Consider the following 19,637-nt stretch of genomic DNA (forward strand, 5'->3'; position numbering starts at 1 on the left):
GAGGCCCGGGGACACTGGGCACACCGACACTCGACTCAACCACGCGCCTTGGCCCACTCTTCCGTGCCGGTGAGTGTCGTCCGCCACACGGCGGTTGCCGGGGTATCCCGCCCCTTCAGGGCGGCCCGGGCGGCCCATGCAGCGGGCACGGGCACCGTGGACGGGTGCCGACGGCGCCCGGAAATCGGGCACCCGTGAGGGAACCGCCGCCGCGCGGCGCGCTACCGCTTCTGCTCCGGACCCAGCGAACGTGCGACGACGGTGGAGCCGAGCGGCGGGCGGACGACCGCGACGGACCGCGCCGACCGGTGGGTCGGCGGCGTTGACTTCGTCGCCGCCCGCGCGCGCCCTCTCGTCAGGGCACCAGGTCGCCGTCCCCGCGCCGGGCCGTTGGGCGCTGGCGGTCGCCGCCCCCGCGCCCGTCGTGGGCTGGGCCGGTCGTGGGCTGGGCCGGTCGACTTAAGGGCGGGAGACCGTCCGACGCGACCGTCAGTAGGCCGCCGTTTCACGTGAAACGGCTCGCGCAGGCTTCCCTCGATCATCGCCCCCGGGCCGTCGCCGAGGGCCACCGGAGTTATCCACACCGGTTTTCCACAGGCGGCCCTCGTTTCACGTGAAACAGCGCGTGGAACCGGGTGCGGACCTGTGGATGACGGCGTGTGTTCAGGTCGTCATGTGCCTGTGGATATCGACGTCGAGTCGTCGTTCGGGGGCGCCGAGCGGGTCCATGAGAACCGATGATTCAGGGTAGGGACAGCGGTGCCGGACTCCGTTAGGGTCAGCCTCGTGCACGACACCCCTCCCGGAGTTCCGGACTTCACCCAGTGGCCCTCGTTCCCCTTCGAGGGCGACCTCCGCGTCAAGCAACTCGATGATCCGGTCCCGGTCGAGCCGCCTCGCAAGGGCGAGGGAAACCGGGAATGCACCGCCTGCGGCGCTCCTGACGAGGCCTACATCTGGGTCGGTGAGCGGTGGCGGGTACGCGCCATGGACCGTCCGACGGGCCTGCCCATGGTCCTCATCCTCGAATCCCGTTCACACCTCGATCTCGGCGACCTGCCGAACCTGCTCGCCGCCGAACTCGGCGTGATGACCGTTCGCCTTGAGCGGGCGATCCGTTCGCTGGACGGCGTGGCCCGGGTGCACGTGAACCGGTGGGGCGACGGCTCCGCGCACCTGCACCTGTGGTTCCTCGCGAGGCCGTACGGGCACCTCCAGCTGCGCGGCACATTCCTCTCACTGTGGGATTCGATCCTGCCGCCGATCCCCGAGGCGCAGTGGCGAGAGAATCTCGCGCTCGTCGCGGCCTGGCTCGCCGAGTTCGGAGGCCGTCCACTCGCGGAGCCGCCCCGGATCCAGTGGCAGGCGCCGTCGAGTTTCGCCGCGTCCGTGCCGGCCACGAGCGGCGACGAGGTGGCCGTGCAGGAGACGGTCTCGGTGATTGAGGCCGCTGAGGAAACCCCGGAGGCACCAAGCGACACGGAATCCGGCAGCACGCCGACAGCCACCAGCACACCAGCATCGCCCGCCACGCCGGCATCCGTCGTCACGCTGACGTCCACGGGCACGGCCGCATCCAGCGATGGGGAGGCATCCGGAGGCCCGGCGGCAGCCGACGACACGGCGGCCGCCGAGACGGTCGGGGCGGACGGGGAAGGCGGGCAGACGGCCGGCGGCAGCGGGAAACAGGCTCCGGAGGCGGATGCTCACGCTCGTCTCGGGAGCATCGAGCGCCAGGACCCGGTCGAGTCCCTGGAGCCGGCGACGACCGGAGGTACCGACCCTGGCGCGTCCGCCGCCGGCGCAAGCCGGCCCGCGGGATAGGCGGCCCGGCGCGCTCCCGGGACGGCCGGCCACTCAGGGACACCGGGTACCGACGGGGCCGGCCGGCCCAGGACGCGTCCACCCCGGCTCAGCGCGACGGGCAGACACCAGGGCCGACACGCAGACGTCAGGGCCGACAGGCGGAGACGCAAGGGCCCACATGCAGTCCAGAGGGTCCGCAGGCAGTCCCCAGAGGCGAGAGGTAGGCCTCAGGGCCGCAGGGTGTCGCCAGAGGCGACAGGCAATTCATAGGGCCGACAGGCAGTCCCCAGAGGCGAGAGGTAGGCCCGAGGGCCGGCAGGCAGTCGCCAGAGGCGACAGGCAGATCCCAGTGCCCGACGGCCGGGTCCGGGCCCCGACAGGCAACCCCAGGGCGGATGTGGAGCGGTCCTCAACCCGACGACGCCACCAGACGCCATCGCGAGACGGCACCGCGAGACAACGCCGCGAGACGAGGCCGCCAGACGACGCCGCGAGACGCCACCGAATCAACACCGCGAGACGCCACCGAGACAACACCGCGAGACGACGCCAGGACACGGCGCCGCCGACGACGCTCAGGGGCGACGTGCGGCGGCGCGGGTCACCAGCGTGCTGAGGACCTGTCCGAAGTCCAGGCCGGCGGCCGAGACGGCGAGCGGCAGCAGCGACGTCTCGGTCATCCCCGGCGAGACGTTGACCTCCAGGACGTGCGGCCGACCGTCGGTGTCGACGATCATGTCGACCCGCGACAGGTCGCGCAGGCCGAGGGCGTTGTGCGCGGCCAGCGCCACGTCGGCGACGCTCTCGGCCGCCCCGGGGTCGAGCCGGGCCGGTGTGTGCCAGGTGGTCCGGCCGGCGGTGTAGCGGGCCGCGTAGTCGTACACGCCGTTGCGCGGCACGATCTCCACGGCGGGTAGCGCCTCGGGGCCGTCACCGAGGTCGACCACGGAGACCGCCACGTCCATCCCCGGCACGTACCGTTCGACGAGCGCCGTCGGGTGGTACGCGAAGCAGCCCACCATGGCGGCCGGTAGCGACGCGCTGTCCCGGACCACGGCGGCGCCCAGGCCCGAACCGCCCTGCGCGGGCTTCACCATGAGCGGCAACCCAAGGCGGTCGACGATGCGGTCGAGGACGGCGACCGCCCCCAGCTCGGAGAAGCGGTCGTGCGGCAGCGCCACCCAGTCCGGCGTCGGAATGCCCGCCTCGCGGAGCACCGCCTTGGCCGAGGGCTTGTCCCACGCGAGGCGGGATGCCCGCGCGTCGCATCCGACGTACGGGACGTCGCAGAGGTCGAGAACACCGCGCAGCGAGCCGTCCTCACCGGTCGCGCCGTGCAGGGCGATGACGACGGCGTCCGGTGGGTCGGCGGCGAGCGCCGGCAGCAGGGCGACGTCGGCGTCGCGGAGTTCGGCGTCCATGCCGACGGCCCGGAGCGCGTCGAGCACGCGGCGGCCGGAACGCAGCGAGACGTCGCGTTCGTAGGAGAGCCCGCCGGCGAGAACCAGCACGTGCAGGTCGTCGGTGACGGCGGGGTCGGTCACCTCGGGGAGGCCGGCAGCGGTCGTAGCCATGCCGGAATCATGCCAAGGCGGGGCCTGGCGTGTCCGAGCCGGCCCCGCGGCGCGGACCCTCCCCGCGGACCGCGCCGAACACGCGCCGCGTGGCGATCTCCTGCTCCATCACCCCGGCCAGCCGCCGGACGCCCTCCCGGATGCGCTCCGGGGGCGGGAAGCTGAAGTTGAGCCGCATGTGCCCGCCGCCGGTGCCGTCGGCGAAGAACCCGGTGCCCGGGACGTAGGCGACCCGGGCGGCGACCGCGCGCGGCATCATCGCCTTCGAGTCGAGGCCGTCGGGCAGGGTGGCCCAGACGAACAGACCGCCGCCGGGGCTCGTCCAGCTGGTGCCCTCGGGCATCAGGTCGGCGAGCGCGTCGAGCAGCGCGTCGCGGCGTTCCCGGTAGACCTCCCGGTAGACCTTGAGCTGCTGACGCCACGGCATGGTGCCCAGGTACGTCGCGACGGCCGACTGCGCGTAGGCGCTCGGGCAGAGGATCTGCGCCTCGCTGGCGATCACCAGCTTGTCGCGTACGGCGTGCGGCGCCAGGATCCAACCCACCCGCAGCCCCGGCGCGAAGGTCTTGGAGAACGTGCTGAGGTAGAAGACGCCGTCCCGCCGGCGGGCGCGCAGCGGCGCCGGCGCGTCGCCCTCGAACCCCAGCTGGCCGTACGGGTCGTCCTCGACGACCAGCAGCCCGGCCCGCTCGCAGATGTCGAGGACGCGCTCCCGCCGCGCCTCGGTCAGCGTCACGCCGGTCGGGTTCTGGTAGGTGGGGATCGTGTAGAGGAACTTGACCCGCCGTCCCGCCCGGGTCAGTTCGGCGATGGCCGCCTCGAGCGCCTCGGGGACCAGCCCGTCCTCGTCCATCGGCACGTGCACCACCTGCGCCTGGGCGGCCTGGAACACCCCGAGTGCGCCGACGTACGTCGGCCCCTCGGCGAGCACCACGTCTCCCGGGTCGAGGAAGAGCCGGGCCACCAGGTCGAGCGCCTGCTGGCCGCCCACGGTGACCACCACGTCCTCCGGCGAGGCACCGCAGGCGGCGTCAATCCCGGAGAGCGACATCACCTCGCAGATCCGCTCGCGCAGCTCCAGGGTGCCCTGACCGATGCCGTACTGGAGGGTGGTGGCGCCCTGCTCGGAACCGAGGCGCCCGAGCATCTCGCCGACCGCGTCGAGCGGCAACGCGGCGATGTAGGGAGCCCCGCCGGCAAGCGAGACGACCTCCGGCCGGCTCGCGACCGCGAAGAGGGCCCGGATCTCGGAGGCCGTCATACCGCGGACACGGCGGGCGTACCGGTCGGTGTAGTCGTCGAGCGTCGTGCCGGTCATGACATCACCTCGATCGCTGGAGGGGGGCGGGCTCCCGTTCCGGGGCGTACCCCGGACACCGGCGACCATGGCGGCAGGGGACGCCGATTCTCGATCCTAGCCGCCTGTTCAATGCCTGGTGGCCGGACGTGAGGGGCGTCCAGATGGCGGACCGTCGGCCGCCTGGTGGCCGTTTGCGCGTCCCCTCCCGTACGGTCGGTTTGCGGCGTACGATCGCTCGTCGGGGGCAGGAAGGCGGCGCTGTCGTTCCGTGCCGGTTTCACCACCGAGCCTATTGTGGGGATGCGCCAATGTCGCGACGTCTGGTCAGCCTGACCCTGGACACCCTGGAGGACCTGCCCCGTCCCTGCCGGCAGTGCGTCTACTGGGAGCTGGATCCGGTCTCCGCGGACCGCGCCTGCGCGGCGGGCGACCCCGGGCTCGAGAAGGAGGCGTGGGTCTCCCAGACGCTGCTGGAGTGGGGTTCCTGCGGCAAGCTCGCCTACGTGGACGGCATGCCGGCCGGCTTCGTCATGTACGCCCCGCCGGCCTACGTGCCCCGCTCGATGGCCTTCCCCACCTCACCGGTCTCCGCGGACGCGGCGCTGCTCATGACCGCGAACGTGGTGCCGGCCTTCGCAGGCGGCGGGTTGGGGCGGATGCTCGTGCAGGGCGTCGCCCGGGATCTCACGAAGCGTGGCATCAAGGCGATCGAGGCGTTCGGGGACGCCAAGTTCGGCGACACCGACGAAACCTCCCGCGGCTGCGTCGCGCCGGCCGATTTCTTCCTCTCCGTCGGCTTCAAGACGGTCCGTCCCCATCCCCGCTTCCCCCGGCTGCGGCTCGAACTGCGTACGGCGTTGAGCTGGAAGTCCGACGTCGAGTACGCGCTGGAGAAGCTGCTCGGCTCGATGAGCCCGGAGAGCCTGCTCCGTCCCGTCCGGCCGGCACCGGCGACACGCTCCACCAGCCGCTGAGCCGAAAGCGGCGGCCCGAGGGCGCCGGATCAGTCGACCACCGTGCCGGCGGCCACCACGGCGCGCAGCTCGCTGACGTCGAGCGAGCCGGTCGGCACGTCCCGCTCGATGGGGAAGTACATCCGCTGCACGGCGGCCACGATCGCCTCGGCCACGCGGTCCCGGAAGCGGGGGTCGACGAGCCGGCCACGGTCGTCCGGTGAGGTGAGGTAGCCGACCTCGACCCGTACGGCCGGCATGCGGGTCAGCCGGAGCAGGTCCCACGCCTTGGCGTGCGTACGGCAGTCCCGCAGCCCGGTACGGGCCACGATCTCCCGCTGCACCAACCCGGCCAGCCGTTCGCCGGTCGCCGAGGTGACACCGTTGTCGGTGCCGTAGTGGTACGTCGCCACGCCATCAGCCTCGGGATTGGCGTGCCCGTCCACGTGCAGGGAGATGAAGACGTCCGCGCCGAGCGCGTTGGCGAGCTGCGCCCGGTCGGTGTCCGGCAGACATTCCCCGGGGGCGGGCCCACGGGTGAGCTGGACGCGCACGCCGGACGCCGCCAGCCGCCCCTCCAGCCGGCTGGCCAGGTCGTGCGCCAGGTCCGCCTCGGTCCAGCGCAACGGCCCGTCGGGCACCACCACGCCGGAGTCGGTGCCGCCGTGGCCGGGATCGATGACCACGGTCCGACCGACGAGGGTCGGGCCCGACTGCCGGATCGCGTCGGACTCGCGCAGCCACTGTGGGCGGCCGCCGACGACCTTCCGGCCCAGCCGGCGCAGCGCGTTCATGGTGTGCGGCCCGCACGCGCCGTCGGGGGTCAGCCCGACCTCCCGCTGGAACTGCGCCACGGCGCGGGACGTCCGGATGCCGTAGATGGCGTCGGCGCGGCCCACGTCGTACCCCATCTCCAGCAGGCGCTCCTGCAGGGACCGGACGTCCTCGCCGGTTATCGGCTCGGGCACCGCGTGGTAGAGGGTGCGGGCCCCGAGCCGCCAGCGGGCGGCCTCCAGGGCCCGCCAGGTCTCGGCGCCGACCCGGCCGTCCACGCTGAGCCCGCGTGATTGCTGGAACGCCCGCACGGCCCGCTCGGTGGCGGTGTCGAACTCGTCGGCCTGGGGGTCCGCGGGCGCGAGCAGCTCCAGCCCGGCCAGGACCGTACGGATCTCGGTGACCGCGGGTCCGCGGTCACCAGGACGGATCGGACGCACGCACGACCCCCTCTGCACGGATGCTGGCTGGCCGGGCGGCCCGTGCTTGAGGTTATGCGCTCCGGCCGCACCAGGTGGCTCGGCCGCCGAAAAACGCAGCCCCGCACCCGGTGGGACCGGATACGGGGCTGCGTAGGTCGGTGCAGGTCAGAGCGCCGACTCGATGAGCTTGACCAGCTCGCCCTTCGGCTTGGCGCCGGCGATGGACTGCACCGGCTCGCCGTTCTTGAACACGGTCAGGGTCGGCACGGACATCACCCGGTAGGCGCGGGCGGTCTCCGGGTTCTCGTCGATGTTGAGCTTGACGATGGTGACCCGGTCACCCATCTCGCCGGCGATCTCCTCGAGCAGCGGCGATACCTTGCGGCACGGCCCGCACCACTCGGCCCAGAAGTCCACCAGCACCGGCTTGTCGGACTTGAGCACATCGACCGCGAAGCTCGCGTCGGTGACCGCCTTGGTCGTTCCCACTATTGGCCCCTCCTCCGGGTGTATTTCCTCGTTGTTCAGCCCTGGATCGTGGCGATGAAGCGCTCGGCGTCGAGGGCCGCGGCGCAGCCCGTGCCGGCGGCGGTGATCGCCTGACGATAGGTGTGGTCGACCAGGTCACCGGCGGCGAACACACCGGGGACGCTGGTGCGGGTGCTCGGCGCCTCGACCTTCACGTACCCCTCGCCGTCGAGGTCCACCTGCCCGCGGAACAGCTCGCTGCGGGGGTCGTGACCGATCGCGACGAAGACGCCGGTCACGTCGAGCACCTTGGTCTCGCCGGTGTGGACGTTGCGGAGGCGGACGCCGGAGACCTTGCCGTCGGCGCCGAGGATCTCCTCGACCACGGTGTTCCACTCGACCTTGATCTTGTCGTTGTTGAGCGCCCGGTCGGCCATGATCTTGCTGGCCCGGAACGAGTCGCGCCGGTGGACGATGGTCACCGAGTCGGCGAAGCGCGTGAGGAAGCTGGCCTCCTCCATCGCCGAGTCGCCACCGCCAACCACCACGATGTGCTGGTTGCGGAAGAAGAAGCCGTCACAGGTCGCACAGGACGAGACGCCGTGGCCGAGGTACTCCTGCTCGCCCGGGACGCCCAGCGGCCGCCAGGCGGAACCGGTGGCGAGGATCACGGCGCGGGCCCGGTAGGCGGTCTCGCCGACCCATACGGTGCTGGTGGCGTGCGTGCCGGCATCGCCGGTGTCCACCAGCTCGACCCGGGTCACGTCGTCGGTCAGGAACTCTGCGCCGAACCGTTCGGCCTGCTTGCGCATGTTGTCCATCAGCTCGGGGCCGAGGATGCCGTCGGCGAAACCGGGGAAGTTCTCCACCTCGGTCGTCGTCATCAGCGCGCCGCCGGACTGGACACCCTCGATGATGAGCGGCTTCAGGTTGGCGCGTGCGGCGTAGACCGCGGCGGTGTAGCCGGCCGGGCCGGAGCCGATGATGATCAGGTTGCGGACCTCGTCCACTGCCGTCTCCCGAGTTGTGTGTGTTCGGCGTCGGCGCGCACCGAGGCCGATCCCGTGCCGACGCCTGGAGGGGTGCCGGCAGCTACTTCCAGAACGTCATCGTACGAACCGGGAATTCCCGAGCCGGGCGTCCGGTGGGTCACGTCACGCGTGCGCTCAAACGCCCGACGACCGCGGTTTCACCCTACCCGCGTGCGGTAGCGGGTGTCCGCGCCGGAGCCTGGCACGCCGCACTCCGGGCCGCTCACCCATGCCCACCGGGCGCCCGTCCCGTCGGTGAACCGGATCACCAGCGCCTGCTCGCCCTGGAACGCGGCGTAGTCGACCAGTTCGACGACCAGCGGGCCGGCGTGGTGCTCGGTCGCGATCTCGTCCAGGCACGTGGTGAGCGCCGCCCGGTCGGTCAACCGGGCGAGGCGGTCCCGCCCGCCGGGTGCCGGAAGCCGGCTGTCCTGGGTGTCGACGCCGTCTCCCGCGGCGGGGGCCGCGCTGTCGTTCCGGTCCGCCATCGTGGTGACGGCCAGGGACTGGGGGGTGTAGTTCGTGCCGCTGTGCGCCGGCGGCCCGACCGTCCGCACCGGGCCGGCGGCTCCCGCGGCCTCGGGCGCGTTCACCGGCCGGTCCATCGCCGTGGTGCTCTCGCCATTGTGCCGCCCGCCGACCAGGTAGTTGACGCCGAGCCCGACGGCCGCCACGGACACCGCGGCCAGCGCGACGGGACCGGCGATGCGGGTCACGCGTCGCCGCCGCCGGCCCGGCCCGGTGGGCGCGCCCGGCTCCGACCGGGGTACGCCGTCGCCCGGCCGTCGCCGGCCCGGACCGCCCTGCGCGGGTAGCCGGGGCGTGCCGCTGCCGGCCGCGTCCGCGTCCGGGCGGTCCGGCGACTCCGCGCCGTCCGCCGTCTCCGCGCTCGACGGGTCGACCGCGCCGGCCGGCACCGGCCCGGTCACGCCGCCGTCCAGGGGCGGCAGCGCCGCCAGGGCCGCGGTGATCCGGTCCGCCACGGCCGGCGGGATCTCGGCGCTGGGCTCGCCCCAGCGGGCCAGGTCGGCCTCGACGGCGGCCACGGCCGGTGCGAGCCGGGCGTACGCCTCGGCCCACGCGTCGTCCTCGGCGACCAGCCGGGCGACGTCCGCCTCCTCCGGCGTGCCGTCCAGCGCACCGCCGACGAAGTCGGCGAGCAGGTCGTGGTCGACCTCCCGGAACCGACCGACCGTCACGTGTCCTCCTGATTGGCGTCCCGCCGGGATCGCCCCGACCCTGATCCGACGCCCTCCGGCGGGCGCGGGTTCCCGGAGGTGACGGCCGGCACGTCGCCGGTGGCCACGGGCCGGCGCTCGGCCGGGGCGGCGACCGTGGGGCGCAGATGGCCGAGCAGGACCGCCAGCCGGGCCCGGCCCCGGGCGCACCGGCTCTTCACCGTCCCCTCGGCCACGCCGAGCATCCGGGCCACCTCGGCGACCGGGTAACCCTGGACGTCCACGAGGACGAGCGCGGCGCGCTGCTCCACCGGCAGCGCGGCGAGGGCGTCCCGGACGACCAGGACCGTGTCGTGGTCGTGCGCCGGCGCGGCCGGCTCGACACCGCCGGTGCTCGGCCCGCTGTCGGTGCGTGAGCCGTCGGGCAGCGGCACGGTCCGGTGCGCCTGCCGCCGGCGGATCCGGTCGAGGCAGGCGTTCACCACGATCCGGTGCAGCCAGGTGGTGACCGCCGAGTCACCGCGGAACCGGCTCGCGGCGCGGTGCGCGGAGAGCATCGCGTCCTGGAGCGCGTCGGCGGCCTCCTCCCGATCGCCCATGGTGCGCAGCGCCACCGCCCACAGGCGATCCCGGTGCCGCTGGAAGAGCTCGGTGAAGGCGTCCCGGTCACCGGCGACGTGGGCGCGCAGCAGAGCCAGGTCGGTCGCTTCGGTCAGTGCCGACGCGAGCGGCGGGCCGCCTGTCGCGCCCGCCGATGCGTCCGCCCGCTCGCCGTACCCGTTCATCACCGCGTCCGGCGGAGATGAACGGGGTGCGGCGACCGGCTCACGAACCCTGGACCTTGATCTCCTGCACGCCGAGCTTGTAGCCACCGTCGCTCGCGGGCAGCTCCGTGATCCAGAAGAGCAGGTAGCGGTACTTCTGCTCGGCGTCGAAGCCGGGGAAGGTCATGGTGGTGCCGTCGTGTTCCTCGAACGCCGGCCCGACGGGCCGCTTCTGGTAATCCGCGACGAGTTGGGCGTCCCCCGCGCGGGTGGACGGGTACTCCTTGGTGCCGGAGAAGATCTGGGCGGACGCTCCCTGGGCGGAGAGGATGACCTGCACCGACTTCACGTTGCGCTCGGCGCCGAGGTCGATCCAGATCCCCATGCCCTTCTTGAGGTTGCCGAAGTTGGCGGCCCGCCGGTAGGTCTGCGTCTCCCAGCCCTCGTTCTCGTCGCCGTCGAACACCTTGTCGGCGTTCTTGACCTCGGTCCGGTCGCCCTCCGGGTCGATGATCTGCGCCCGGCTGATCTTGATCGGGCCCACGGCGGCGGGCTCGGCGGCGTCGCCGGCCGGCGCGCTGGAGGTGGGCGCCGCGACCGGATTGGTCTGCGGGTCCTTGTCGTCACCGCCACCCAGCACGCTGATGCCGATCAGGAGACCGACCAGGGCGACCGCGAGCAGGCCCGCGATGCCGACGGCGACCTTGCGGCCGCCGGCCGCGGCCAGCGGGGACGGCTCCTCGCCGGTCTCGGCGGCGAAGCGCAGCGGCCCGGTGTTGTCCAGGAAGTGCTCGTCGGCCGGCACGTCGAGGCGGGCCAGCTCGGCGGCGAGCACGTCGGACGACGGCGGCGCGATCTCCGCGTCGAGCAGGTCCATCGTGAGGTCGTCCAGGTACGCCGGGACGCCCGCGCGGACCTGTCGCGGGGCGGCGAGGACGCCGTTCGCGTCCCGGACCCCGTCGGGGATGGCGGCGCGGCCGTGCCCGGCGGTGGCGCCACGCAGCGGGGCCTCGGTGTGCGGCCAGTGGCCGGTCAGCGCGAAGTAGAGGATGCCGCCGACCGCCCGGACGTCGCTCTCCTGGCTGTCGTCACCGTCGGTGCGGGCGTCGGCCAGCACCACGCGGCCGTCGTCGGAGATCATGACGGTGCCGGGGTGGACGTTCCCGTGCACCATGCCCGTGGCGTGCACCGCGGCGAGGGCGCTCGCCACGGCGGCGCCGATCGCGGTGGCGCGGGCCGGGTCGAGCGGGTCCTCGGTGACGGTCTCGCGCAGCGACTGCCCGTCGACCCACTCGCGCACCACGTACGCGCGCTCGCCCTCGTCGATCGCGTCGTAGACGCCGACCAGGTTGGGGTGGATGACCCGGCTCGCCGCGACGGCGGCCTGGAGCATCTCGGTGGCGGAGTCGCCGCCCGGGTAGCGCAGGACGACCGCGACGGGACGGCGCAGCACGACGTCGACGCCGCGCCAGACCAGCCGCCCGGCGCTGTCGTTGTTGATGTGCTCGACCAGCTCGTAGCGCTCGGCGAGGATCTCACCGGCCGTGGGAGCACCGAAGGTCATGACCGGCGGAGCGCTCTCGTCCGCGTCCTGACCCTCGCCGACCTGGGTCACCCGTCCTCCCTCGGTGATCGTGTCGATCGATGGACCCGCGCTGCTGGGCATGTGGCTTCCCGCTCTGCCTTCGAAGGAACCGGCCGACCGGTGCCGGCGCGGAGCGCCGACGACTGCCGTACCCGTCGAGAGCGACCTTACCCGGGTTGCCCGCCTCCCCGACATGTCATCTTCCCGCCGTACCCGCCAAGGTGCCGGGGGTTGGGCGGGTCGTCCGGTTACGCCCGTTGTCAGCCACGTTGCTGGCACATGTACTAGCCAATCTACGGGTTCACCGCAAGAGGCCGGCGGAGGGGCCCGGGCCGGTGTGGCGGCCGGCGCCCACGCGGACGGGGTTCCCCCCGTACGGCCGTCCAGGCTCAGCCGTACGGCTGGTTATCCACAGGCCGAACCGGCAGCTGACCGGTGAATCGCGGAGTTATCCACAGGCGCATCCCCAGGCTGGTGATCCACCGTCACGGACGGTACCGTCCGGTAGGGACCGTCAGCGGCCCAGCCGACGGCGGACCATGCCGACCACCTCGGTGATCTCGCCGATCTTCAGCAGCATGGCGAGCCCGAGGTAGGTGCCGCCGATCGCCGCACCGCCGATCACGAGCTGGAAGAGGGCCTGGCCCCAGCTCGGCGTGTCGTCACCGGGCAGCACGGCCACCACCAGCAGGCCGACCAGCGCGGCGCCGAGCGCGGCGACCAGCACCCGGCCCAGGGTGCGCATGATGTCCCCCAGGCCGATCCGCCCGACCCGGGGCCGCAGCAGCCACGCGGACCCGATCGCCGCGGCCAGGTAGGACACCGCGTTGCCGACCATCATGCCGGCCGCGGCGAAGTGGGCAGCGAACGCGGCGAACAGCACGATCTGCACGCCGATCCGCAGGGCCACCACCGGGATGTTGATCAGCGCCGGGGTGCGGGTGTCCGGCAGCGCGTAGAAGGCGAAGGTGAAGAGCTGGCTGATCGCGAACGGCACGAGGGCGAGCGCCGCGAGCAGGAGCACCAGCGAGGTGTCGGCGGCGTTCTCGTCGCTGAAGGCGCCGTAGCGGAAGAGCACGACGGCCAGCGGGCCGGCCAGCACCGCGTAGCAGACCGCGATCGGGGCGAGCACCGCGGAGACCGTGCGGGTGCCCCGGGACAGGTCGGCCGCGAAGTCGGCGTACCGGCCGTCGGCGGCGGCGGCGCTCATCCGGGGCATCAGTGCCGTGATGATCGAGACGGCGATGATGCCGTGCGCCATCATCAGCAGCAGGAACACGTTGTTGTAGATCAGCGCGCCGGCGTCACCGTCGCCCGCCCGGTTCAACAGGTTGAACAGGACGATGAGACCGACCTGGCTGACCGCGACGTAGCAGAACATCCAGCCGCCGAGCCGGCCCAGCTCGCGGAGGCCGAGCGCGCGGAAGTCGAACCGCAGCTTCCACCGGAACCCGACCTTGCGCAGGGCCGGCAGCAGGCCGGCCGCCTGGATCGCGACGCCGAGCAGGGTGCCGCCGCTGATGAGGATGATCCGGCCGGGGGTCATCTGGTCCGGGCGGATGATCTCCGCGCCGAAGATGCCGATGTAGAGGCCGGCGGTCGCGATCACCACGATGTTGTTCAGGATCGGCGCCCACATGGGCGCCGCGAAGTGCCCCCGGGTGTTGAGCACCGCGCTGATCAACGCGCTAAGGCCGGTGAAGAAGATCATCGGCAGCATGAGGTACGACAGGGCGGTGACGAGGCTGCGGTAGTCGTCGCCGCGGTTGTCGCTCGTGTAGAGACTGGTCAGCAGCGGCGCCACGGCCACCGCGATCAGCGCGGCCGCCGCCAGCGTCACCACCGCGAGGGTGAGCAGCCGCTGGGCGTACGCCTGGCCGCCGTCGGTGTCGGCCTTGCGCCGGCGTACGAGCACCGGGATCAGCACGCTGGTGAGGATGCCGCCCAGCAGGAACTCGTAGACCATCCCGGGCAGGATCTGCGCCGTGGTGTACGCGTCGCCCACCAGCGCGCCGCCCAGCGCGGCGGTCAGCGCGAGCGTCCGCAGGAAGCCGGTGCCCCGGCTCACGAGGCTGCCGATCGCCATCACCGCGCTGTTGGTGGCGGCGCTCGCCTCGGCCACCTGCTCCTGCGGGGGCGCCGTCGACTCGATCGACGGCTGGTTGAGCGGCTCGGCCGAGATGAACGTGGCGCCGTCCGGCGTCGGGCCACCGTCGTACCCCCCGGGGCCGCCGCCCTGTGCGGCGTTCGCGCTGCGGTAGAGCCCGCCGCTCATGTTCCAGCCTCCCCGGGTACCTCGCGCCGGGCGCCCGCCCGCACGTCACAGACCTTAGTCAACGCGAGCCCGTTACCCGCGCCCGGCGGACGAGATCCCGATCCGGCCCGATAGGCTGGCGATCCCATGTCCGAAGCCTCCGCACCGCACGCCGTCGACCGCCGCGACCTCACCGCCGCGCAGCGCAACGCCGTCGCCGAACTGCTCCGCGTCTCCCCGGTCGCCGACGAGTTGGGCCGGCGCTTCGCGCGGGCCGGCCACGAGCTGCACCTGGTGGGCGGTTCGGTGCGTGATGCCCTGCTGGGCCGCCTCGGTGAGGACCTGGACTTCTGCACCGACGCGCACCCCGACCAGACCCTCCAGATCATCAAGGGCTGGGCGGAGGCGGTCTGGGAGACCGGCCGTGAGTTCGGCACCATCGGCGCGCAGCACGGCGGGTTGCGGCTGGAGATCACCACGTTCCGTGCCGAGTCGTACGACCAGGTCAGCCGGAACCCCGTGGTGGTGTACGGCACCAACCTCACCGAGGACCTGAAGCGGCGGGACTTCACGATCAACGCGATGGCCGTAAGCCTGCCCGACCACCGCTTCACCGACCCGCACGGCGGGCTCGACGACCTCGCGGCCAAGGTGATCCGTACGCCCGCCTCGCCGCAGGAGTCGTTCCGGGACGACCCGCTGCGGATGCTGCGCGCCGCCCGGTTCGCCGCCCAGCTGCGCTTCACGGTGCACCCCGACGTACGGGCGGCCATGACGGCCATGGCCGCCGACCTGGACCGGATCACGGCCGAGCGGATCCGCGACGAGTTCACCAAGCTGCTCTGCGGCGCCGACCCGATCACCGGTCTCCGGCTGCTCGTCGACACGGGGCTGGCCGAGCGCTTCCTGCCGGAGCTGACCGGGCTGAAGCTGGAGATCGACGAGCACGCCCAGCACAAGGACGTCTACGAGCACACCCTCACCGTGGTCAGCAACGCCGTCGGGTTCGAGGAGGAGGGCTGCGACTTCATCCTCCGGATGGCCGCGCTCATGCACGACGTGGGCAAGCCGGCCACGAAGTCGGTCGGGTCCGACGGCCGGGTGAGCTTCCACCACCACGAGGTGGTCGGCGCCCGGCTCACCAAGGCCCGGATGAAGGCGCTGAGGTACCCGAAGGACGTCACCGGGAAGGTCACCGCGCTGGTGGCGCTGCACCTGCGCTTCTACGGGTACGGGCGGGGCGAGTGGACCGACTCGGCGGTCCGCCGGTACGTGACCGACGCCGGTGACCTGCTTCCCCGGCTGCACAAGCTGACCCGCTCGGACTGCACGACCCGCAACCGGCGCAAGGCCGCGCAGCTCGCCGCGGACTACGACGCGCTGGAGGAGCGGATCGCCCTGATCGCGGCCGAGGAGGACCTGGCCCGGGTCCGCCCCGACCTGGACGGCAACGCGATCATGGAGCTGCTCGGCGTGCCGCCCGGGCCGGTCGTGGGCCGGGCGTGGAAGTACCTCAAGGACCTGCGGTTGGAGCGCGGCCCGCTGGACCGGGACGCCGCCGAGGCGGAACTGCTCCGCTGGGCCCGCGACGAGGGCATCGTCGACTGACGGCCGGGGCGGTCCCGGCCGCCGACGGCCGGGATCCGGCGCCGTGGGTCAGTCCGGCGCCGTGGGTCACTTGTCACTCCGGCGCGATGACCAGCGTCAGGTTGTCCAGCGCCGGAGGCAGCGGTTGCCGGGCCAGCTCGCGGCCGTCCACGTCCACCAGCACGAGGGCGTTCGCCGGCACGTCCCGGTACAGCAGCCGGTCCCCGGTCACCCAGGCGGCGTCCTCACCGGGCGCCGTGGCGACGATCCGCCCGGTGGCGGCCTCGGCGATCCGCGGACCGTCCGGTCCCTTGATCACCACGAGCCGGCCGTCCGGCGACCACGACCACGGCCCGGCCGGGTCCCCGGGGACGGGCACGAACCGGGTGGCGCGGCCGTCGTCGGGTGAGAAGAGCTGCACGCCGCGGCGTACGTGCGGCGCGGACTCCGACCGGGGCGCGTCCGGGTCGGTCTGCTGGAGCACCACGTTCCGGCCGTCCCGGGACCAGGTGAAGGAGCACCGGTCGGTGCAGAGGTACCGCTTGGTGTCCACCGGGTAGGTGCGGTAGCCACCGCCCACGGTGAGGACGCCGAGCGCGAGGCCGCCGGTCGCCTTGTCCATGAGGGTCAGCGCGAGCCGCCGGCCGTCCGGCGACCACTGCGGGGTCATGATGTGCGGACCCGTGGGCACCCAGTGCACCGCCTTGGTGCGCAGGTCGAGGAGGCCGATCTCGCCGGTCCGCTCGTAGTCGACGACCGCCGCGACGTCGCCCCGCGGTGGCGCGAGGAGCACCTCGTACCGGTCGACGGCGACATAGCGGCCGGCGTCGCGGTCCAGCGCCCAGCCGGTGGTGGCGGGGGCACCGGTCGAGCCGGCGCCGGTCAGGACCCAGCCGCCGGGGAGGGTGAGGGGCCGACGTATCCAGTCCTTGCCGGGTGTGGGGCCGGTGGAGGGGACCGGGGTGGCCTCCGGGGTTCCCGGGGTCGTGGCGGTCGCCGACGCCTCGGGGGCGGGCTGCCAGGCGGCGCCGTCCCCGGCGGGAGGGTCGGGCCGAAGCCAGAGGTACGGCACCGCCAGGACGAGGACGGCGGCGAACGCGCCGGCCGAGGCGGCGGCCCGGCGCCGGCGGCGCAGGCGGCGGCCCCGGCGGGACGCCTCGCCGGCGAGGTCGAGGGGCAGTCGCGCCTCGCCCGCGAGATCGCGGACCGCCGTCCGCACGGCGTCTTCCAGGTCTCTGCTCACCGGTTCACCTCCGCGACGACGCCGTCGAGGGCGGGCACGAGCCGCCGTAGTTTGGCCAGGGCCTTGGAGGCCTGGCTGGCCACCGTGCCGACCCGGCAGCCGAGCACGTTGGCGGTCTCCTCGACGCTCAGGTCCTCGAGGTAGCGCAGGGTCAGCACCGCCCGCTGCCGCGGCGGGAGGGCCAGCAGCGCCTCGCGCAGCAGCAGCCGCAGGTCGGCGTCGTCGCCGCTGTCCCGGTCCACCGCGCGTTCGGGCAGCACCGCGACCGGCACCTCCGGGCGGCGGGCGCGGCGTCGCCAGCCGGAGATCTGGTCGTGGTAGAGGATCCGCCGTACGTACGGCTCGGCGTCGCCGCGGATGCGCGGCCACCGGGCGTACGCCTTCGCCAGCGCGTTCTGCAGCAGGTCCTCGGCGGCGTGCTGGTTGCCGGCGAGGGCGTACGCGACGCGCAGCAGGACGTCTCCACGCTCGTTCACGAAAGCGGTGAACTCGCCGTCGGTTCTCTGAGCCACCGTCCACCTCCGTTGCACAGACGCCGGCCGCGCCCGGGATGTTGCCCCGATCCTCAATCTTGCTGTTGACAAGATGCGCCGGTGGCGTCAATCTTGACAGCGACAAGACGGAGGTGTCCCATGTCCTCGGCAACCCTGACCACCGCCGGCATCCTGCTCATCACCGTGGTCGCCGTGGCGTACGGCGGCCTGACCCTGCTCATGCACCTCGCCCGGCGCAAGGCCGGCTACCTCGACAACCCGGTACGCCGCGGGCTGTGGACCGCCGGCCACGCGCACGCCGGCGTCCTCGTGCTGTTCGCGCTCGTCGTCCTGCCGTACGTCGACCACGCCGACGCGTCGGACGGTGTCCGCACCCTCATCCGGTCCCTGTTCGTGGCGGCGCCGGTCCTGATGCCGCTGGGGTTCTTCCTCTCCGTGGTGCGACCGCGGGACACCCGGCCCAACAAGCTCATCTGGCTCACCGTGGCCGGCGGCGCCTGCCTGGTCGTCGGGGCGCTGCTGCTCGGCGTCAGCCTGCTCTGACCCGTGACGCGCCCGGCGGCGTCCGCACCGCCCCGGCGGGGTGGACGAGGATGTCGCCCGGGTGCGGACAATGGGTGGATGCGCTGGACCGTGCTCGACTCGCCGATCGGCGAGTTCTCCGTGGCCACCGACGGCACGAGCGTCTGCGGAACGCACTTCGGCCGCGTCGCGACGGCCCTCGACGAGCCGGCCGACGCGCCGGCTCGGGAGGCCGTCGCGCAGCTGCGGGCCTACTTCGCCGGTGACCTCACCGACTTCACCGTGCCGGTGACGATTCCGCGGGGCTCCGACTTCGAGCGGGCGGTGTGGCGCGAGATGACCGGCATCCCGTACGGGGAGACGCTCACCTACGGCGACGTGGCGCGCCGCCTGGGGGATCCGGGCGCCGCCCGGGCGGTCGGGGTGGCCTGCAACCGCAACCCGGTCCCGGTCATCGTGCCGTGCCACCGCATCGTGGGTGCGGGCGGCAAGCTGGTCGGCTTCGGCGGCGGGCTCGACCGGAAGGTGCACCTGTTGGAGCTGGAGGCCCGTGTCGCCCTGCAGAGCGCCTGGTCCTGACCGGCGCGCCGCTTCCCGAGAGCGAAACGGGCGTTACCGTCCGATCGGTCGATGTGGACCGGGGTCATCCAAGCCATGATCTACGGCGTCAATGTATTCCGATTCCTCACGGGGGACAGATGAGCGAGATCGAGGACAAGACGGTCGACCGCCGCCGGTTGCTGCGCCGGGCCGGCACCGTGGCGGCCGGCGTCGCCGGCACCACCGTGGTCGGCGCCGCGGCGGCCGCCCCGGCCCAGGCCGACCCGGGTCAGCCGGTGATCCAGGGAGCGAACAACCTCGCCCTCGGGACCACCACGGCACTGACCAGCACCGCGGCCGGGCCCACGCTGCGACTCGCGAACACGAACATCACCGACCAGAACGGCTTCGACATCTCCGGCCCCGCGCTGCACCTGGTGCCCAGCGGCGACTTCCTGAGCGACCAGGCGCCGGTCGGCTCTATCGGCGTGGACAAGGACGGCAACTTCCAGGTCATCTCCGCGCCTGGCTGGGTCGACTACGTGCACACCACGGGCAACTCCAACCGGATCGTGCCGATCGCGCCGCAGCGGCTGGTCGACACCCGTACGGCCGCGGGGCGCGCCCGGATCGTGAACGCGTCGTCGACGACCCTGGACAGCTCCGGTCGCCTCCGGGACCGCCAGGTCATCCACCTCGACCTGACCGACTTCGTGTTCGTCGGTGACGCCCTCTTCGGCAACCTCACCGTGACCACCGCCGTCGCCTCGGGCTTCGTGCAGGTCTACCCGCACGGCATCACGCGCCCGGCGGACTTCTCGACGATCAACTACTCGGCGAACCAGATTCTCTCGAACTCGTTCATGTCGGGCATCGGGTACAACTACGACTACATCTCGGTGTACGCCCACCGGACGACCCACATCATCATCGACATCGTGGCGTTCGTGCTGAGCGTCGGCCAGGTCAACCCGGCCATCCTGCCCTTCTCGGCCTCCGCCTCCGCGCGTAGCGCCGAGTCGGCCGGCCAGAGCCGGGCCGAGCGGGCCAAGCAGGGCACGCCGAGCTGGAAGTGACCCCGGCGACGAGGGTCTGAACGCGGCGAGGGCCGGGTCCGTACGGACCCGGCCCTCGGCCGTTGC

Annotated in this window: 17 protein-coding genes; 6 read left to right on the forward strand and 11 right to left on the reverse strand. The window is 73.0% G+C overall.

The features are described 5' to 3' along the window. Window positions 1-786: 786 nt before the first annotated feature. Entirely contained in the window at window positions 787-1,824 is a 1,038-nt protein-coding gene (locus D7193_RS34405) for a hypothetical protein (RefSeq protein WP_241563606.1), read from the forward strand. A gap of 557 nt (window positions 1,825-2,381) precedes the next feature. Here D7193_RS34405 and D7193_RS29150 read toward each other — a convergent pair. Both D7193_RS29150 and D7193_RS29155 read right to left on the reverse strand, forming a co-directional pair. Next, on the reverse strand, window positions 2,382-3,380 hold the full coding sequence (locus D7193_RS29150; RefSeq protein WP_120782860.1) for a D-alanine--D-alanine ligase family protein: 999 nt from the start codon (window positions 3,378-3,380) through the stop codon (window positions 2,382-2,384). A gap of 7 nt (window positions 3,381-3,387) precedes the next feature. After that, window positions 3,388-4,698 (reverse strand): aminotransferase-like domain-containing protein, encoded by a 1,311-nt coding sequence (locus D7193_RS29155; protein WP_120782861.1) that lies wholly within the window; start codon window positions 4,696-4,698, stop codon window positions 3,388-3,390. Window positions 4,699-4,988: 290 nt separating this feature from the next. On the opposite strand from D7193_RS29155, the gene D7193_RS29160 reads away from it, so the two are divergent. Next, complete coding sequence (locus tag D7193_RS29160; RefSeq protein ID WP_120782862.1) at window positions 4,989-5,654, forward strand: GNAT family N-acetyltransferase; 666 nt, start codon at window positions 4,989-4,991, stop codon at window positions 5,652-5,654. A gap of 29 nt (window positions 5,655-5,683) precedes the next feature. Here the strand turns inward: D7193_RS29160 and D7193_RS29165 are convergent, their stop codons facing one another. From D7193_RS29165 to murJ, 7 genes are all read right to left on the reverse strand, one after another. Further along, window positions 5,684-6,847, reverse strand: a complete 1,164-nt coding sequence (locus tag D7193_RS29165; protein ID WP_120782863.1) for an N-acetylmuramoyl-L-alanine amidase — start codon at window positions 6,845-6,847, stop codon at window positions 5,684-5,686. A 147-nt stretch (window positions 6,848-6,994) separates the two neighbouring features. Continuing rightward, window positions 6,995-7,318 (reverse strand): thioredoxin, encoded by a 324-nt coding sequence (gene trxA, locus D7193_RS29170; RefSeq protein WP_120782864.1) that lies wholly within the window; start codon window positions 7,316-7,318, stop codon window positions 6,995-6,997. Between the two features lie 35 nt (window positions 7,319-7,353). After that, on the reverse strand, window positions 7,354-8,307 hold the full coding sequence (gene trxB, locus D7193_RS29175) for a thioredoxin-disulfide reductase (protein ID WP_120782865.1): 954 nt from the start codon (window positions 8,305-8,307) through the stop codon (window positions 7,354-7,356). Between the two features lie 179 nt (window positions 8,308-8,486). Continuing rightward, window positions 8,487-9,527, reverse strand: a complete 1,041-nt coding sequence (locus D7193_RS29180; RefSeq protein WP_120782866.1) for a hypothetical protein — start codon at window positions 9,525-9,527, stop codon at window positions 8,487-8,489. Next, complete coding sequence (sigM, locus tag D7193_RS29185; protein ID WP_120782867.1) at window positions 9,524-10,291, reverse strand: RNA polymerase sigma factor SigM; 768 nt, start codon at window positions 10,289-10,291, stop codon at window positions 9,524-9,526. The genes D7193_RS29180 and sigM overlap by 4 nt, the downstream gene beginning before the upstream one ends. A 40-nt stretch (window positions 10,292-10,331) precedes the next feature. After that, entirely contained in the window at window positions 10,332-11,936 is a 1,605-nt protein-coding gene (locus D7193_RS29190; protein WP_120782868.1) for a protein kinase family protein, read from the reverse strand. A gap of 433 nt (window positions 11,937-12,369) precedes the next feature. Further along, window positions 12,370-14,130, reverse strand: coding sequence for a murein biosynthesis integral membrane protein MurJ (gene murJ, locus D7193_RS29195; RefSeq protein WP_120782869.1), 1,761 nt, complete (start codon window positions 14,128-14,130; stop codon window positions 12,370-12,372). 126 nt (window positions 14,131-14,256) lie between these two features. On the opposite strand from murJ, the gene D7193_RS29200 reads away from it, so the two are divergent. Continuing rightward, on the forward strand, window positions 14,257-15,717 hold the full coding sequence (locus tag D7193_RS29200) for a CCA tRNA nucleotidyltransferase (RefSeq protein WP_120782870.1): 1,461 nt from the start codon (window positions 14,257-14,259) through the stop codon (window positions 15,715-15,717). Window positions 15,718-15,790: 73 nt separating this feature from the next. On the opposite strand, the gene D7193_RS29205 is transcribed toward D7193_RS29200, so the two are convergent. Both D7193_RS29205 and D7193_RS29210 read right to left on the reverse strand, forming a co-directional pair. Beyond that, on the reverse strand, window positions 15,791-16,939 hold the full coding sequence (locus D7193_RS29205) for a TolB family protein (RefSeq protein ID WP_120782871.1): 1,149 nt from the start codon (window positions 16,937-16,939) through the stop codon (window positions 15,791-15,793). Then, complete coding sequence (locus D7193_RS29210) at window positions 16,936-17,451, reverse strand: SigE family RNA polymerase sigma factor (protein WP_120782872.1); 516 nt, start codon at window positions 17,449-17,451, stop codon at window positions 16,936-16,938. Before D7193_RS29210 ends, D7193_RS29205 begins: the two co-directional genes overlap by 4 nt. Window positions 17,452-17,571: 120 nt before the next feature. On the opposite strand from D7193_RS29210, the gene D7193_RS29215 reads away from it, so the two are divergent. From D7193_RS29215 to D7193_RS29225, 3 genes are all read left to right on the forward strand, one after another. Continuing rightward, complete coding sequence (locus D7193_RS29215) at window positions 17,572-17,976, forward strand: hypothetical protein (RefSeq protein WP_120782873.1); 405 nt, start codon at window positions 17,572-17,574, stop codon at window positions 17,974-17,976. Window positions 17,977-18,054: 78 nt separating this feature from the next. Then, window positions 18,055-18,534, forward strand: a complete 480-nt coding sequence (locus tag D7193_RS29220; RefSeq protein ID WP_120782874.1) for a methylated-DNA--[protein]-cysteine S-methyltransferase — start codon at window positions 18,055-18,057, stop codon at window positions 18,532-18,534. 119 nt (window positions 18,535-18,653) lie between these two features. Next, window positions 18,654-19,571: a hypothetical protein gene (locus D7193_RS29225; RefSeq protein WP_158674883.1), complete on the forward strand. Its 918-nt coding sequence runs from the start codon at window positions 18,654-18,656 to the stop codon at window positions 19,569-19,571. Window positions 19,572-19,637 lie beyond the last annotated feature (66 nt).

The sequence above is a fragment of the Micromonospora costi genome (assembly GCF_003626655.1).
GTDB classification, from domain to species: domain Bacteria; phylum Actinomycetota; class Actinomycetes; order Mycobacteriales; family Micromonosporaceae; genus Micromonospora; species Micromonospora costi.